The sequence below is a fragment of the Paraflavisolibacter caeni genome, assembly GCF_025628885.1.
Classification (GTDB): domain Bacteria; phylum Bacteroidota; class Bacteroidia; order Chitinophagales; family Chitinophagaceae; genus Flavisolibacter; species Flavisolibacter caeni.
The window spans coordinates 50,061-65,264 of the sequence record NZ_JAOTIF010000029.1 but is presented as its reverse complement, the minus strand read 5'-3'; the positions used below and the strand labels follow the sequence as shown (position 1 = coordinate 65,264).

At 37.6% G+C, this 15,204-nt stretch carries 10 protein-coding genes and 1 tRNA gene; 4 read left to right on the top strand and 7 right to left on the bottom strand.

Annotated elements, in window-relative coordinates:
* Positions 1 to 24: 24 nt before the first annotated feature.
* Positions 25 to 2,910: a TonB-dependent receptor gene (locus OCK74_RS23870; RefSeq protein ID WP_279299619.1), complete on the top strand. Its 2,886-nt coding sequence runs from the start codon at positions 25 to 27 to the stop codon at positions 2,908 to 2,910.
* A 65-nt stretch (positions 2,911 to 2,975) separates the two neighbouring features.
* On the opposite strand, the gene OCK74_RS23865 is transcribed toward OCK74_RS23870, so the two are convergent.
* Entirely contained in the window at positions 2,976 to 3,956 is a 981-nt protein-coding gene (locus OCK74_RS23865; RefSeq protein WP_279299618.1) for a hypothetical protein, read from the bottom strand.
* A gap of 151 nt (positions 3,957 to 4,107) precedes the next feature.
* Here OCK74_RS23865 and holA point away from each other — a divergent pair, with 151 nt between their 5' ends.
* Positions 4,108 to 5,106 carry a DNA polymerase III subunit delta gene (holA, locus tag OCK74_RS23860; protein WP_279299617.1) on the top strand — a complete coding sequence of 333 codons (999 nt, stop codon included), beginning with the start codon at positions 4,108 to 4,110 and terminating at the stop codon, positions 5,104 to 5,106.
* A gap of 145 nt (positions 5,107 to 5,251) precedes the next feature.
* Here the strand turns inward: holA and OCK74_RS23855 are convergent, their stop codons facing one another.
* Positions 5,252 to 6,178 carry a bifunctional riboflavin kinase/FAD synthetase gene (locus OCK74_RS23855; RefSeq protein ID WP_279299616.1) on the bottom strand — a complete coding sequence of 309 codons (927 nt, stop codon included), beginning with the start codon at positions 6,176 to 6,178 and terminating at the stop codon, positions 5,252 to 5,254.
* Positions 6,179 to 6,559: 381 nt separating this feature from the next.
* Between OCK74_RS23855 and OCK74_RS23850 the strand changes: the two genes are divergently transcribed.
* Both OCK74_RS23850 and OCK74_RS23845 read left to right on the top strand, forming a co-directional pair.
* Positions 6,560 to 7,741, top strand: coding sequence for an AIR synthase related protein (locus OCK74_RS23850; protein ID WP_279299615.1), 1,182 nt, complete (start codon positions 6,560 to 6,562; stop codon positions 7,739 to 7,741).
* Between the two features lie 23 nt (positions 7,742 to 7,764).
* Positions 7,765 to 8,448: a cell division ATP-binding protein FtsE gene (locus OCK74_RS23845; RefSeq protein ID WP_279299614.1), complete on the top strand. Its 684-nt coding sequence runs from the start codon at positions 7,765 to 7,767 to the stop codon at positions 8,446 to 8,448.
* Here the strand turns inward: OCK74_RS23845 and OCK74_RS23840 are convergent.
* The 5 genes from OCK74_RS23840 to OCK74_RS23820 form a co-directional block, all read right to left on the bottom strand.
* Positions 8,425 to 9,561, bottom strand: a complete 1,137-nt coding sequence (locus tag OCK74_RS23840; protein WP_279299613.1) for a glycosyltransferase family 4 protein — start codon at positions 9,559 to 9,561, stop codon at positions 8,425 to 8,427. The genes OCK74_RS23845 and OCK74_RS23840 overlap by 24 nt on opposite strands.
* Positions 9,558 to 10,649, bottom strand: a complete 1,092-nt coding sequence (locus OCK74_RS23835) for a glycosyltransferase (RefSeq protein WP_279299612.1) — start codon at positions 10,647 to 10,649, stop codon at positions 9,558 to 9,560. Before OCK74_RS23835 ends, OCK74_RS23840 begins: the two co-directional genes overlap by 4 nt.
* A gap of 5 nt (positions 10,650 to 10,654) precedes the next feature.
* Entirely contained in the window at positions 10,655 to 11,647 is a 993-nt protein-coding gene (locus OCK74_RS23830; RefSeq protein WP_279299611.1) for a Gfo/Idh/MocA family protein, read from the bottom strand.
* Between the two features lie 126 nt (positions 11,648 to 11,773).
* On the bottom strand, positions 11,774 to 14,401 hold the full coding sequence (locus tag OCK74_RS23825; RefSeq protein ID WP_279299610.1) for a TonB-dependent receptor domain-containing protein: 2,628 nt from the start codon (positions 14,399 to 14,401) through the stop codon (positions 11,774 to 11,776).
* A 190-nt stretch (positions 14,402 to 14,591) separates the two neighbouring features.
* Positions 14,592 to 14,665 (bottom strand) — tRNA-His (locus OCK74_RS23820).
* Positions 14,666 to 15,204 lie beyond the last annotated feature (539 nt).

Genomic DNA, 15,204 nt, shown 5'->3' with positions numbered 1-15,204 from the left:
ATTGCAGAACTAAACCTCCTTATTATGTTTAAACGCTTGCGTCTCGCTGCAGTAACAATTGCTGCTTTCCTTCTATCTATTCAATTATTTGCTCAAGTTCAATTGACCGGTACCGTTAGAAATAGTAGCAATTCAGACTTGATCCCGTCGGCTTCAATTACAGTGAAAGGTACGATGTTGGGAACATTGACCGATGATAACGGAAACTTTAAACTCACAGTTCCCAAACTGCCGGTCGTATTGGTAGTAAGTTCTGTTGGTTTTATGCCTATGGAATTGAACATTGAAAATGGTGCTTCAGCTATTAAAGTGAGTCTTAAGCCTGGAGCTGCATTAGGCGAGGAAGTGGTGGTTTCCGCTTCCAGAATGGCAGAAAGGATATTAGAATCTCCCGTTACTATTGAACGTATGAGTGCCACAATTTTACGTACCAATCCAACACCCAATTATTACGAAGGCATTCAATACCTGAAAGGTGTGGATATGCATACCGCTAGTCTAACCTTTCGCACGGTCACTACTCGGGGATTTGTCAGCAGCGGTAATACGCGCTTAAATCAGTTGATTGATGGTATGGATAACCAGGCTCCCGGGCTTAACTTTTCTGTAGGAAATGTCATTGGTTTAACCGAATTGGATGTTGATAATATTGAATTACTCTCGGGAGCCTCTTCTGCTTTGTATGGCTCTGGGGGCATGAATGGAACATTATTGATCAATGGTAAAAATCCATTTACTTACCAGGGGCTAAGCTTTCAGGCAAAGCAGGGTGCAATGCACTTTAACGACCGCCAGCAGGATGTAACTCCTTTTTACAACTGGAGTCTTCGTTATGGAAAATCGTTTAATAACAAATTCGCTTTTAAAATAGCTGGAGAATATATAAAGGCTGATGACTGGCAGGCATATGACTATGATAATGTATTGAGAAGTAATGTCAGAAGTAAAGTTGTACCTGGCGATCGTCAAACAGATCCTAACTATGATGGAGTAAATGTATACGGCGATGAAACTTCTCAGAATATGTATGCTATTGCAAATCTTGTGCAGGGCGCCACAAGACAAGGAATTTTAAATGCAACCAATAATATGGTTGATATCGTTGCAATTATGAACGCTCTGCTGCCGTCCAATCCCACCCAGGCTCAGTTAAATGCTTTTATCAATGGTTTGCCTCCGCAATTACAAACGCCAGTAACAAATATGCTTCCTTTTTATTATGGTCTACGTAATCAGCTCCTTGATCCTTCTCAAAATGTATCACGTACAGGTTATTTGGAGAAAGACCTGGTCGATTACAATACAGAAAACCTGAAAGTGTCGGGGGGGGTGTATTACAAGTTTACTCCGGGAATTGAAGCTTCATTTAATTCTTATGTGGGGACTGGCACAACTGTCTATACAGGCGCAGACCGTTATTCTTTAAAAAACCTGAAAATTGCACAGCACAAATTGGAAGTCAAATCAAATAACTGGTTCATCAGGGGCTATACCACCCAGGAAAATGCCGGCGATTCCTATAATTCTACTGTTTTGGGACGCTTGATCAATGAGTCCTGGAAGTCGAGCCAGGTTTGGTACCCGCAATATATAGCTGCTTATGTGTTGGCGAGAAGCATAGGTGCTTCTGATGCCCAGGCTCATAATTCAGCCCGCTCTTTTGCTGATCAGGGTATGGTTTTGCCAGGAACTGATCAATTCAATAAAACAGCCGATTCACTTAAAAGTCTCCCAATTCCAAGAGGAGCAAAATTCTTGGATAAATCCGACTTGTGGGCTGCAGAAGGTCAACTGACTTTTTCAGAAGTATTTAACTTCTCCAATATTGTAAACATGATCGGCGGCTTCCAGTGGAAACTGAACGTACTCAATTCACAGGGTACATTGTTTGCCGATACTGCAGGATCTTTAAAACCATATGAATATGGTGGATATCTTCAATTAAAGAAAAAGTTATTTGATGATTTGCTCACACTAACTGTTGCAGGCCGATACGACAAGCATAGGAATTTTGAAGGTAGATTTACCCCTCGCGTCACTGGTGTATTTCAGGTGGCAAAGGACAACTTCCTGCGATTATCTTATCAAACAGCTTATCGCTTTCCAACCAATCAGAACCAGTACATCAATCTGAATGTTAGTTCAGCTATTTTGATTGGAGCTTTACCAGAGTTCCAAACATATTATCAATTAAATACTAATCCTGGCTATACAGCAGAAAGTATCACAACATACAGAACAACCCGCAATCCTGCCGATTTGCAGAAATATGATTACAAAATGATAAAGCCAGAAACTGTTTCGTCTTTTGAAGTTGGTTATAAAGGTGTAATTGGAACTAAGCTTTTGTTGGATGTATATGGTTATTATGCCACAAACAAAGATTTTATTGCTACAATAGCTGTTGGACAGTCAGCAACAGGAACTCCGCAAGGATTTTTAAATCCTGGTACTACTAATAATTTCTCTTATAATCAGAACACAGATCAAAATGTAAAAACATATGGCTGGGGCGCGACTGCTGAATACCAGCTTCCAGGAAGATATGTCGCTTATGGAAATATTTTCTCAGATAAATTGAGCGATGTACCCCCTGATTTCGTAGCCTTCTTCAATGCACCATTATATAGATTTAATCTTGGCCTTCGGAATGAGACTGTATGGAAGAATATTGGTTTTAATGTTGTATATAAATGGCAGGATGTGAATCAATATGAAGGCACTTTCGTTTCAGGCACTTTACCTGCTTTTGGCTGGCTTGACGCACAGGTTTCCTATAGATTTCCAAAGTATAAAAGTATGATCAGACTCGGTGGCACAAACGTTTTAAACAATTATCAGCGCACCGGATACGGCAGCCCTTATGTGGGAGGGCTTTACTATATAAGCTACGGCTACAATGTCTTTTAAATTAATTGAATGAAAAAGCCCTGTCCTTATGCAGGACAGGGCTTTTCGATCAAAGGCAGATTCAATTATCCAAAAATGCCACCTTTCTTAAGACTTCTTACACCTTCACCGATTTTGAAACCATTTTGATAGATTTCAATTTTGTAGTTTCCGGTTTGGAAATCATTTTGACGCAAAGGAACTTGAATGGTCTTACGTGTACCTTGTTCGTAATCTACTGTTGTTTTAAAGGTATAAGGTTTATCACCTTCAGTACGAGTAGTCAGCATTCCAGAACCCATTGATGCATCAGAAATTACTTGACCGTTAGGACCAGTTACAATTACATAGATGTCAGCAGGTCCGCTTCTTGCAACTCTGTTTTCAACATCAAAGGAAATCATCAACTTGTCAACACGACGAGCCGTTGAAGTTTCTTTCTCCTTACCATTCTTCTTTTCGTTGATTGGTTTGATGTTGAAGTTAGATGCAGAGAATGTAGATGCAACATCAACAGTGCTTGCTAATTCATCTCTTTCTGCAGTAGAAGTTTGCAAATTGGTTTCCAACACTTGTTTTTCTGCACTCAACTGGGTATTGGCTGATGCTAATTGTTGGTTTTCACCAGTTAAACGGGCAACTTCCTGCTCGAGATTTTCAATCTTGCTGTTTAATTGCGCAATCAGTGATTTAGCTCTAGCTAGTTCAGCCTGAGAAGCATTTTTCTTGGCAAGAATGCTGTTAATTTCTCTCTTTAATTTAGTGATTTCACTTTGGCGATCACTCAACTGTCCTTGAAGGTTATTGTTGCTACCTGTAATAGAGTCAAGTCGGGTTAAGGCTTCATTGTAAATCAACTGAACAGAATCTCTTGATGACATAGCAGTGTTGGCCTGAGCCTGTGTAATCTGAATTTGCTCGTCTGATTTGTTCCTGTCATATAAAAAATATCCCCAAGTTCCCAAAAGACCGGCTGCTAATAAGCCAATCACTATATTTTTGGTGTTAGAATTCCCGGACGGATTGTTTTGCGGATTCGCAGAAGGATAGTTTGTGTTTGCCATCATTTAAATTTTTGAGTTAGATATTGTTTTAAGAGACTGTAGGTTTGAATTCGATGCACCTTTTTCTAAAACCATGCCAGAAAATTTATTTGAGTGAATTTATAGCATTACAGTTAAGAAAATGTAAATAAAAAACAACATTTTATAAAAGATTATGACACCGGAAAAAATTATAGGCGACCTTAAAAAAAATATTCATAAACCAATTTATTGGCTGGAAGGAGAGGAGAGCTTTTTTATTGATAAGATCGTGCATTTTGCCGAGCATGAGATCTTAAATGAAAGCGAAGCAGGCTTCAACCTGACAGTTTTTTATGGAAAAGATGCTGATTGGACCACTGTAGTGAATGCCTGCCGTCGTTACCCTATGTTTTCAGAAAAACAGGTTGTTTTGATTAAGGAAGCCCAGGAAATGAGGGGAATTGAAAAACTCGAATCATATATCGAAAAGCCATTGTTGTCCACTATTCTGGTAATAGCCTATAAAAACAAAAAAGTTGATGGCCGAACAAAATTGGCAAAAATCATAAAAGACAAGGGTGTATTACTAACAACTAAAAAGTTATATGATAATGAGCTGCCTGATTGGACCCAGCAATTGGTAAAATCTAAAGGCTTTACCATAGCAGGAAAAGCGCTCTTTTTATTAATTGACCATATCGGAAATGACCTAAGCCGGCTAAATAACGAAATCGACAAGCTCGCCCTGAACTTGGGCGAAAGAAAAAACATTACAGAAGACGATATTGAAGCTTACGTTGGTGTTAGCAAGGAATTTAACGTGTATGAATTACAACATGCTCTTGCCACACGTGATCTGTATAAAGCTATTCGCATTGCTCAGTACTTTGAAGCAAATCCAAAGGCAGCGCCGCTACCCCTAATCTTTCCTTCACTTTATAATTTTTTCAGTAAGGTTTTGATGGTATACTCTGTACCAGCTAAAGATGAAAAAAGCTTGGCTGCGGCCATAGGAGTACATGCTTTCTTTGCTAAGGATTACCTACAGGCTGCAAAAATATACAGGCAGCAACAAGCAGAAAACATTATACTCCTCCTGCATGAATATAACCTCAAAAGCATCGGTATCAACGATTCCGGCACAGACGATGCTTTATTATTAAAAGAAATGATCGTAAAAATGATGAGTTAAAGAACTATCTAAATATGTTTCTCAAAAAAAGATTGACGCTTATTTAGTTGCGCGTGTTTGGGAGTTTATGTTATATATTCAAAAAAATAAAGCCTCGAATAAAATAATCAATTTTTTGAATGCTTATTACTATTGCTCTCAACAATTAATCCTTTAAGACCTTCAGGCTGTTTATCTTATCCTTGTCAATCTGTGCTTTCAAAGCATCCAGATTAGGGTATTTTTCCTGTTGCCTGAGGTACTTTTTGACGATTACTTTTATGGTTTGACCATATATATCACTGTCAAAATCAAAAATATTTACTTCCACTCTTTCCTTAATATCGTGTAAAGTAGGCCGCTTACCAATGCTGAGCATTCCTTTTTTAAGCACATCCTCAACTTGTACATATACTGCATATACACCCTCACCTAAATGAATTTTATCCTCATCGGTATACTCCAGGTTTGCTGTAGGGTATCCCAATTGCCTTCCCAATTTATCTCCGCTGACAACTTTCCCTTCAAAAAAGAAATCGTAACCCAATAATTTATTAGCAGTAAGCACATCACCTTCAAGTAAAGCATTCCGGATCTTTGTAGAACTGATCTCGATCTCATCCAAAACATGCTGAGGCACTTCAATAAGTTGATAGCCGTACACTAGACTTTTTTCCTCCAATAACTTAAAATCTCCAATTCGGTTCTTTCCAAACCGGTGGTCGTATCCTATAATAATTGAATGGGGATGAAATTTATTAATCAGGAACTCTTTTATATAATCATCTGCACTTAACTCAGAAAAAGATTTGTTAAAAGGAACCACAACAAGGTGATCAATTTGATGTTGCTCTAATAATTGGATTCTTTCTTCAGGAGTGTTTATCAGTTGAAGCGCAATATTGCTGTTAACAATTTTACGTGGATGTGGGTGGAAAGTGATAATAATCGTCTCACCCTGAATCTTTTGAGCTTCTTCCTTTAATGCATTGATAATCTGTTGGTGCCCGCGGTGTACCCCATCAAAAGTACCAATAGTGAGCACAGCATTCCGAAACTGAGGCAACGATTCAATACTGCTATGTACCTTCATACGACTGCAAATCTAAGAGTTGGAACTTGGAATCAGGAATTCTACCTCAGAAATGAGGCTTGGCTTTAATCCTCAACATATATATTAATTAAGGCAAATAACCCTTTCCTGCCAATCCTCAATAATTCTGTAAATATTAAAGCTCATTCTTCCTTAATTTTTCAAACTCACCCATATCTCTGCCCACTTTTACCGGAAATGGCCATTTATTATCGCTATTGGCTACTTTCTCACAAAGCATCCTTCATTGCTCCGCCATACCAACTCCATACTTACTTCGAACCTAAGCCTAGGTAAAGGCATTGCAACCCTATTAATTCCCAATCCAAATTCCTATTTCCCATCTTCATCCCATAGATTTGCAGCCTAAAAAGGTCAAAAATGTCATTATACGCCAAACGCGGGGTTTCTGCACAAAAAGAGGAAGTTCACGCTGCAACAAAAAACATTGATAAAGGTCTGTTTCCAAAAGCATTTTGTAAGATCTACGAAGATGTATTGGGCGGGGATGATGCTTGGGTTAATGTAATGCATGCTGATGGTGCAGGTACCAAAAGTATACTGGCCTATTTATTCTGGCGTCAAACCGGTGACCTTTCTGTATGGAAAGGCATAGCTCAGGACGCCATAGTCATGAACACTGACGACCTTTTGTGTGTAGGCATTTATGATAAAATGCTCTTTTCTTCTTCAATAGACCGTAATAAAAACCTGATCCCAGGCGATGTGCTGCAGGCTATTATAGAAGGTACACAGGAGTTTTTTGATACAATGCGCTCCCATGATGTCAATATTACTTTCATGGGCGGTGAAACAGCCGACGTTGGTGATGTGGTGCGTACTATTGCAGTAAATGGGACAATGGCGGCACGTTGGCCCAAAAACAAGGTAATTACCAACGAGAAAATAAAGCCAGGTAATGTCATCGTAGGTTTCAGTAGTTATGGAAAGGCTGTTTACGAGTCTGAGTACAACAGTGGTCTTGCAAGCAATGGTCTTACCAGTGCCCGCCATGATGTACTGAATAAAAAGTACAAAACAGGCTATCCTGAATCAATGGACAATCTGTTGCAGGATGATGTTGCCTATATTGGCCCCTACGACATGACAGATGAAGTTGCAATTAATTATAGGAATCAGACGTTTAATACCTTAGTTGGAAAGTTGTTATTGTCTCCAACCCGGACTTTTGCTCCCTTGGTTAAACAGATCTTAATACAGCATTTTGATTCGGTAAATGGAATGATTCATTGCAGTGGTGGTGGCCAAACCAAATGCATGAAATATGTACCGGAAAATGTACGTATTGTAAAAGACAACCTTTTTGCTGCTCCAGAGATATTTAAGATCATTCAGCAGTCAAGTGGAGCTGACGATAGGGAGATGTATCAGGTATTTAATATGGGTTGCAGGCTGGAAATCTATACTGATGAAAAGACGGCTGACCAATTAATTAATATTTCAAATAATTTTGGTATAGAGGCTCAGGTAATTGGACGGGTTGAAGAGGCTCCGAAAAAAGAGTTGAAAATTATTACGAATCAGAAAGAAATCGTGTATTAACTTCATTTTCAGAATTGAATAAAATGAACGACGCAATCATTAATATAAGGGATGCAAAGATTTACCAAGGTGATAATTTGATCTTAGAGGATGTAAACTTATCGGTAAATAAAGGGGAATTTGTTTATCTGGTTGGTAAAACAGGGACAGGGAAATCTAGCCTTCTGAAAACTTTATATGGAGAACTGCCCTTGAAGGAAGGACAAGCTACAGTAGCAGGATTTGACCTGCGACAGTTAACCTGGAAAACTGTTCCTTTTCTCAGAAGGACTTTGGGTGTTGTATTCCAGGATTTCCAATTATTAACAGACAGAAATGTCAATGAAAACCTGAAGTTTGTCCTGAAAGCCACAGGCTGGAAAGATGAAAAGTTGATGAATGAGAAAATTGCAGATGTGCTCGATAAAGTCGGCTTAAAATCAAAAGGTTTTAAAATGCCCTTCGAGCTAAGTGGGGGAGAACAGCAACGTATTGATATAGCCCGTGCACTGCTGAATTCACCAAAACTCATTCTTGCTGATGAACCTACAGGAAACCTGGATCCTGAAACTTCAGATGAGATCATGCAATTACTGTTTCATATCTCGAGAGATTACGGTACAGCAGTAGTAATGGCTACGCACGATTACATTGTGATTAGAAAGTTCCCCGCACGTATGGTTCGGACAGAAAAGAATAGAGTTTTAGATAATGCCAGTATAGCCTAGTTCTGCAATAATCTTCCTTGCATTTATATCATTATTATAGAGCTGTAACAAGTCCTGCCTTAAAGCAGACTCCCTCAGAGAAAAAGGAGTCTGCTTTAGGGTGTTAATAATTTTAATGTATTCATCGGCATCTTCAGCAATTAGACAGGCTTTCTCAAGTCCGCTACCTTTTATTCCTCTTTCATTTGTAATACAAAACCTGCCATTAAAAAGAGCATTAAGCAACTTTAGTTTAACACCTGTTTGATTTAATGAAGGAAGTATATGTACATGTGCGTTAGTTATTAGTTCATCTAATTTAGTTGTTGAGGGATCATCAACAATTGTAATGTTTGAGAACTGTTTGACTTTTGATTGTAATGCTCTTGAAGCATTTTTCCCTGCAATTATAAATGGATAATTAACATAAGAGAAGACGTTCTCGATGAGCCAAATAACGGATTCTTTATTTTCAGCAACAGTTAAGTTTCCATGATACAATCCATAGGAGCCAATTCCTTCCAAGGGTTTAATTATTTGCCAGGGCAGAAAACTGGGAACAAATTGAGTATATTGAAGTTTATTTCTGCTTGAAATATTTTTTTTATCTAATTCAGATATAAATGCATAAGTACAAAAATTAGGCAGTGTTCCTTGATATTTTGACAATAACTTACTCTCAATCTTGCAATATACTTTACGCAACCAGTTCCTTTCACTAATTGCTAAGAAATGATAATAAACAGCTTCATCATTATGCACCCTAATTATTATCTTTCTATTATCTTTTTTTAGAAATGGAATGATTCCAGTACAATGAAAGCCCTCTAATAAAACCGGATGATTATCTCTATTTAAATTATTTATTAATTGTTTATTTATTCTTGAAGCAATAACATATGGTTTATTTAATGCAAAACCAGCAATACTTGTTTCTCTCTTGTAAGCTGTGATTTCGCTGCAGTATTTCTCAAGTCCATTAATACTTCTCTCTTTTTTATAATGAAAATAATGCAGCTTAATCTTAATCCCTATTTCAGCCAAAGACTTTATTTTATAAAACATATCAATGGCTCCGCCATAGTCTGGTGGGGATGGGGCATCAAGGCAAACTATATGAAGAAACTTACTCAATTGTCAAAAACTTTATTATAAAACGATAACAACCTCTTTTCTTCCTCCTGCCAGTTTAATATTTCACGTGCCTTCAGGCAGTTCTCATGAAGTTGCTTCCATTTAACTTTATCTGTCATAAGACCATTAATCTTGGTTACAATTGTTTCTTCATTTACATCATCAATTAATAATGCTATTTCAAACTGCTGATTGATAAAACTATATTCAGGAAAGTTCATTGTTATTTGTGGTATGCCTGCATGTATATAATCAAAAAATTTATTTGCTAAAGAAAGATATTGGTTTAACCCTCCCCGCTCAACCAAGTTTATTCCTAATGCACATTGTTGGGTTATATGAAATAGTTCATTAGGTAAAATCATCCCTTTTAATTCAATCTTATTTTCAACTTTATATTTAATAATAAGTTCCTTCAATTGATTCATAAAATTACCGCTCCCACATACAATCAATTTGTAATCGAGAGATTGCATGGCTGGTATTAACTTTTCCAGACATCTACCCTCATTTACAGCACCCTGATAAAGTAATTTCTCGTTCCTTTGAATATCCTTGGGTAAGGACTTTAGTAAAGGCATGTTCCTAATTATTTCAAAATGCTTATTATATCGCCTATTAAATTCATTCGCTATGCCTTGTCCTACAGTATAACTATAATCAAAGTGTGGCACAGAAATACGTTCTACTAGGGTCCAGATCTTAAATATATGAGGTCTAGTTCTTACTTCTTTAAGTTCTGTAAATAACTCATGTGCATCATAAATACGTTTCTTGTTTTTAAGTTTAGAAGTAATTAAACAAGGAAGAATTGTATCAAGATCAATTGCACATATTGCATCTGTTTTTTGGAATAGGAGGAAGAGAAAAAGTCTGATATTGTACTCTGCATAAAATAAAAAACCCTTTGTAAAAAAACAATAAAGTCTTTTCTGACTATAATTTGACTGGCAAAGAGGTTTAGAAGATTTAAGTTTCCGACCAACCAAAGTTATCCTGTAACCATTGGAAGCCAGCGAATTGCAAATGCGTTGCATGCGCTGATCAAATGAAAGATCGTTTGTAACAGTAAAAGTAATATGCTTCAAGATTGTTAACAATCAATTTTATAAATAGATCTGTATATGGTTTCGATTGTTTCTACCGTTTTCATTCCATCAGAAGTATTTGTAAATTTGTGATCATCATTTTCAAGCGATAAAATTAAATTGTCATAAACCTGATCATGATGGCTATTGTTTCTTCTATTTATTTCTTTCATTGAGGCATCATTCCGGAAGTCTGTAAGTAAATTCAGGCTTTTTAATTGATTTAGAAATTCCCCACCTATTGCTATAATTCCTCTTTCTGCAATAACGGTTAATCCAATTTCAAAGTTTTTTTGAAAAGTATTTACAGACCAATTCAGCGTACCTAATATACCATTATTAAGCAGGAGAGAAGCCACGCCTGTATCTTCAAATTCCATTGAATCTTTATGGGCTGCATTAGTGGTAAAGCCTGTCACATTTTCCAAACTACCAAAAAGCCAGAGCATTGCGTCGATGTAGTGACTAAACTGCGTAAATAGTGTACCTCCATCAGGAAAGCGCTTACCATGCCAACTATTTTGATAATACTCTTTGGGTCTATTCCAGAAACAATTTAATTGAAAACTATAAATATTGCCCAAATCTCCATTTGCGATAAGCCTTTTTAATTCTTGCAGCAATGGGTTGAAACGCATTGACTTTACAACAAATAACTTTCTATTATATTTCTTTTCAGCTTCAATAATATCCAGCGCTTCAGATTTTTTGAGACACATGGGTTTTTCGCAAAGGACATGTTTGCCAGCCATTAATGCCTTGATGGAATGCTCGGCGTGGTAACCATTGGGAGTGCAGATTACAACTATATCTATTTCAATCCCTGATTGGAGAAGTTCTGTTATAGACGTGAAAGCTTGGGCATTGTATGTTTGGGCAAATGAGTTTGCCTTCATTTCGTCAATGTCACATACGGCAACAAGTTTTCCAACACGAATGATGTTTTCAGCGTGACGGATTGCAATTCTTCCACAACCAATTAGTGCGAATCGGAACATAAATGACAAAAATAGTTTATAGTTTCCGGTTTATTGTTGCCGATTATGACAAAATGATAAAAAGGAGGGACTTTCAACAGAAAGTCCCTCCTTTTTAGTTATTAAAAAATTAATGTTATTTATATTTTAGAAGTTCATTCCTTCTGATCCCTGGTCTCCTCCTTCTTCACGATTGTTCTTACGTTTGAATAAGTTTGCGTCGAACTTACCAAAGCGCCAGTTGAAGTTAAGACGCAGAATCTGAGGGTCTCTCCGGCGGAACACATCTTGAGTGAAGGAGAGCGACTGGGTATGACTGTCAAACTTTCTGGTTCTGAATACATCATTCATGCTCAAAGAAATAGATGCGGCCCTGTCTTTTAGGAAATCATAACGGATAGCTGCATCAACATCAAATTGAGGACGTATATAACCCTGCGCGGTGGAACCTCCACCACCAAAACCTCCTCCTCCAAATCCGCCGCCCCCGCCACGGCCTCCACCTCCGCCACCACCGCTGCCTCCGGTTAGGCGTTTAGAATCATAATCTCCGGAAATCTGAATTGAAAAGTTTTTAGGAAGCTTCAAGTTATTGTTCAACTTTATAAAATAACTAAGAAATTGATCAGGGTCAGCTACGTCTTTCAAATCAATTTTAGATGTATAAAAATTGACATTTGAGGTTAGTTCCCACCACTTTGTAATCTTGTTTCTAGAGGTAAGTTCCAGGCCTGTAACATAGCTGCTATTAGCATTTACATAAGATGATACAATTACTTTCCTGTTTATCACTGTATCGTATTCTTGACTGATATAGCGAGTAATAAGGTCGTTTGTATTCTTGAAATATAAAGAGGCTATAAAGTTATCCCTGTTTTTAAAGCTTTTTGAATATGAAAGCTCAAAAGAATTGGTGAACTCAGGTTTTAAGTTCGGATTACCCCGACTTATGTTCAATGAATCAGCATAATCGGTAAATGGTATTAACTGCCAGAAATTAGGGCGGTTTATCCTTCTACTGTAGTTAAACTGCAGTTCATCATTGTCTGTGACTTTTTGAGAGAGGAAAACACTTGGAAATAGGCTAATATCATACTTGATCTTAAAGGATTGTCCCTTATCTGTTATATCACCATTATATTCTGAATTTTCTGCCCTTAAGCCTAACTGATAACCAAAGTTTTTTATGCGGCTTGCATAATTTATATATCCTGCATAAACATTATCATTGCTTTCATAGGCAATGCTTTGACGTGTTATTGGTAATTTGATCCCTTCTTCACTTATGGAATAAAAGTTATTGGTACTACTTACTGAACGTATGGATGCACGGACACCTGCCTCAAACTTGGAATTTTCATTTAAGGGATTAACATAATCACTCTGTAAAACCAAGTTTTCATTAATACCGTTTCCAATTTGCTGTTGCTGGTAAGTTCTGTCAAATATTTTATCTCCAGTTCTATAATAATCTGTCTTGATCAGGTTTTCGTTATTATTTTCCCCCTGATTGTAAGTCGCATCAGCTGTCCATTCATGACCTGATTTAGGGAAATTATGTTTGAAACTTATTTGACCACCCCAATTTTTAAATTCATTATTAGAATTGGAGGTTCGATCATTATTGGACAACGAATCCCAATTATCATATTCGTGTGAAAAGGAGATACCGCTATTTGTGTTGGGCCTCATTTTTCCTCCTGAATAAGTGCCACTTACTGTTAAGGTATTACGGTTATTGATAAAGTAGTCAAAGCCAGCTCTTCCAAAACCAAACACCCCTTTATTAAGTGATCTATCGTTTTGGATAGAATGGACAATTGAATCATTCTGTGTTATGTCATTTTTAAAAAATTCTGTACGATCGGTAGTTCCTGTGCTTTTTGATTTTCGGGGAAATATATTCGCACTCAGGAAGGTGTTGAACTTACCCTGCCGTAGGTTTACATTTCCGCCACCGCCAATCCTTCCTCTGGAATCTGCACTTGCCCGAACATTTCCGCTATATCCAACTCTTTTGTTTTTCTTTAAAATTATATTCAGTATACCTGCGGTGCCACCAGAAGCGTCGAATTTAGCTGAGGGGTTTGTAATGATTTCCACGCTTTCTATGGCGTCTGCAGGGATTTGTTCCAGCGTCATTGTAGTGGGGCGACCATCTACAAAAATTTGAGGAGCGCTGTTTCGTACGCTTATATTACCATCAATGTCTACAGAAACAGATGGCACATTGCGCATCACATCAATAGCTGATCCACCAGCAGAAACCAGGTTTTGCTCTACATTGAATATTTTACGATCAATCCCCAACTGCAATTGGGGTTTCGAACTTGTAACTGTTACATTATTTAATAACTTATCATCTACTTGCAATTTGATGTTGCCCAAATCCTTATCCAGAGCTGCCATCATATTGTTTTGTCCACCAGTAGACTGACTTGGCCTTTCAAATGCAACAGGTTGTTCATGTGGCTTGAAACCGATACCCGTGATTCTTAATAAATAACGGCCACGAGCAGGTACATTCTCAATACTGAATTCTCCATTTGGTTTTGTAAGCATACCACCAATGGTCGTTTCTTTTCTTTGTTGGGTAGCACTATCCATGCGTACCTGCAGGAGGATGACAGAAGCTGCATCAACGCCTTTATTGGAGGCATCGACCACTCTACCATAAAAACGTCCATTCAACTGTTGGCCATTGCGGCCTTGCATTTGGCTAAATGAATTAAGGCTGAAAAAAGCAATTACAATTAACACAAGAAATCTTCTCATCTACTTCAATTTTTAATAACCTAAGGTTCTGGAGCTTATTATCTACTTAAAAAGTTTAAACGAGGCAAGTTACTTTCTTAATAAGTGATGCTGTTTGTAATTAACCTTATTTAACCATTAATAACATGGCTTGAAGAGAGTATATGTAGTTGGTAAAAATTAAAAGCCCCGAAATACATCGGGGCTTTTGGGTGACTGACCGGGTTCGAACCGGCGACCCTCAGAACCACAATCTGATGCTCTAACCAGCTGAGCTACAATCACCGTTTATTGGGATGCAAAAATAGGGAAGTAGGAATAAAAAAAGAAATACTAAAGAAGATTTTTTCATCACGTAATTCAAATTTTTGAAAAGAAGGCACTAAAGGAAAGTCTCTATTCTTGAATTTATTCTCACAGGTTTGGCTGTTTCTGATACGGAGTGCAGCCTTTGGAAACTAAATATTATATAGAAAAGTAGTGCATTGAGATGCTAGAGATGCTGGAAACTGGGAATCCGGTAGATAGGATTAAAACTGGTGGTAAGAGAACTGGGATTGAAAAATACCATTTTCATACACTCCTCATACACTATCCATACACCATCTATGCTTCATCTATACTCGGGTATGCTTCAGCAACAAAGGAAGAATTGACTGAATGTGGATTTAGGAGATCAGGGGATGGGAACAAAGGGGAAATTTACCATTTTCACGCTTTATCCTGGGCTTTGGGTGGGCTTTGATAGGGAGTATCCTGGGAGTATCTATACAGGAGGTAGCTTTAGCGTGTATGAGAGAAAAGAATAACGAATGAATTGAATC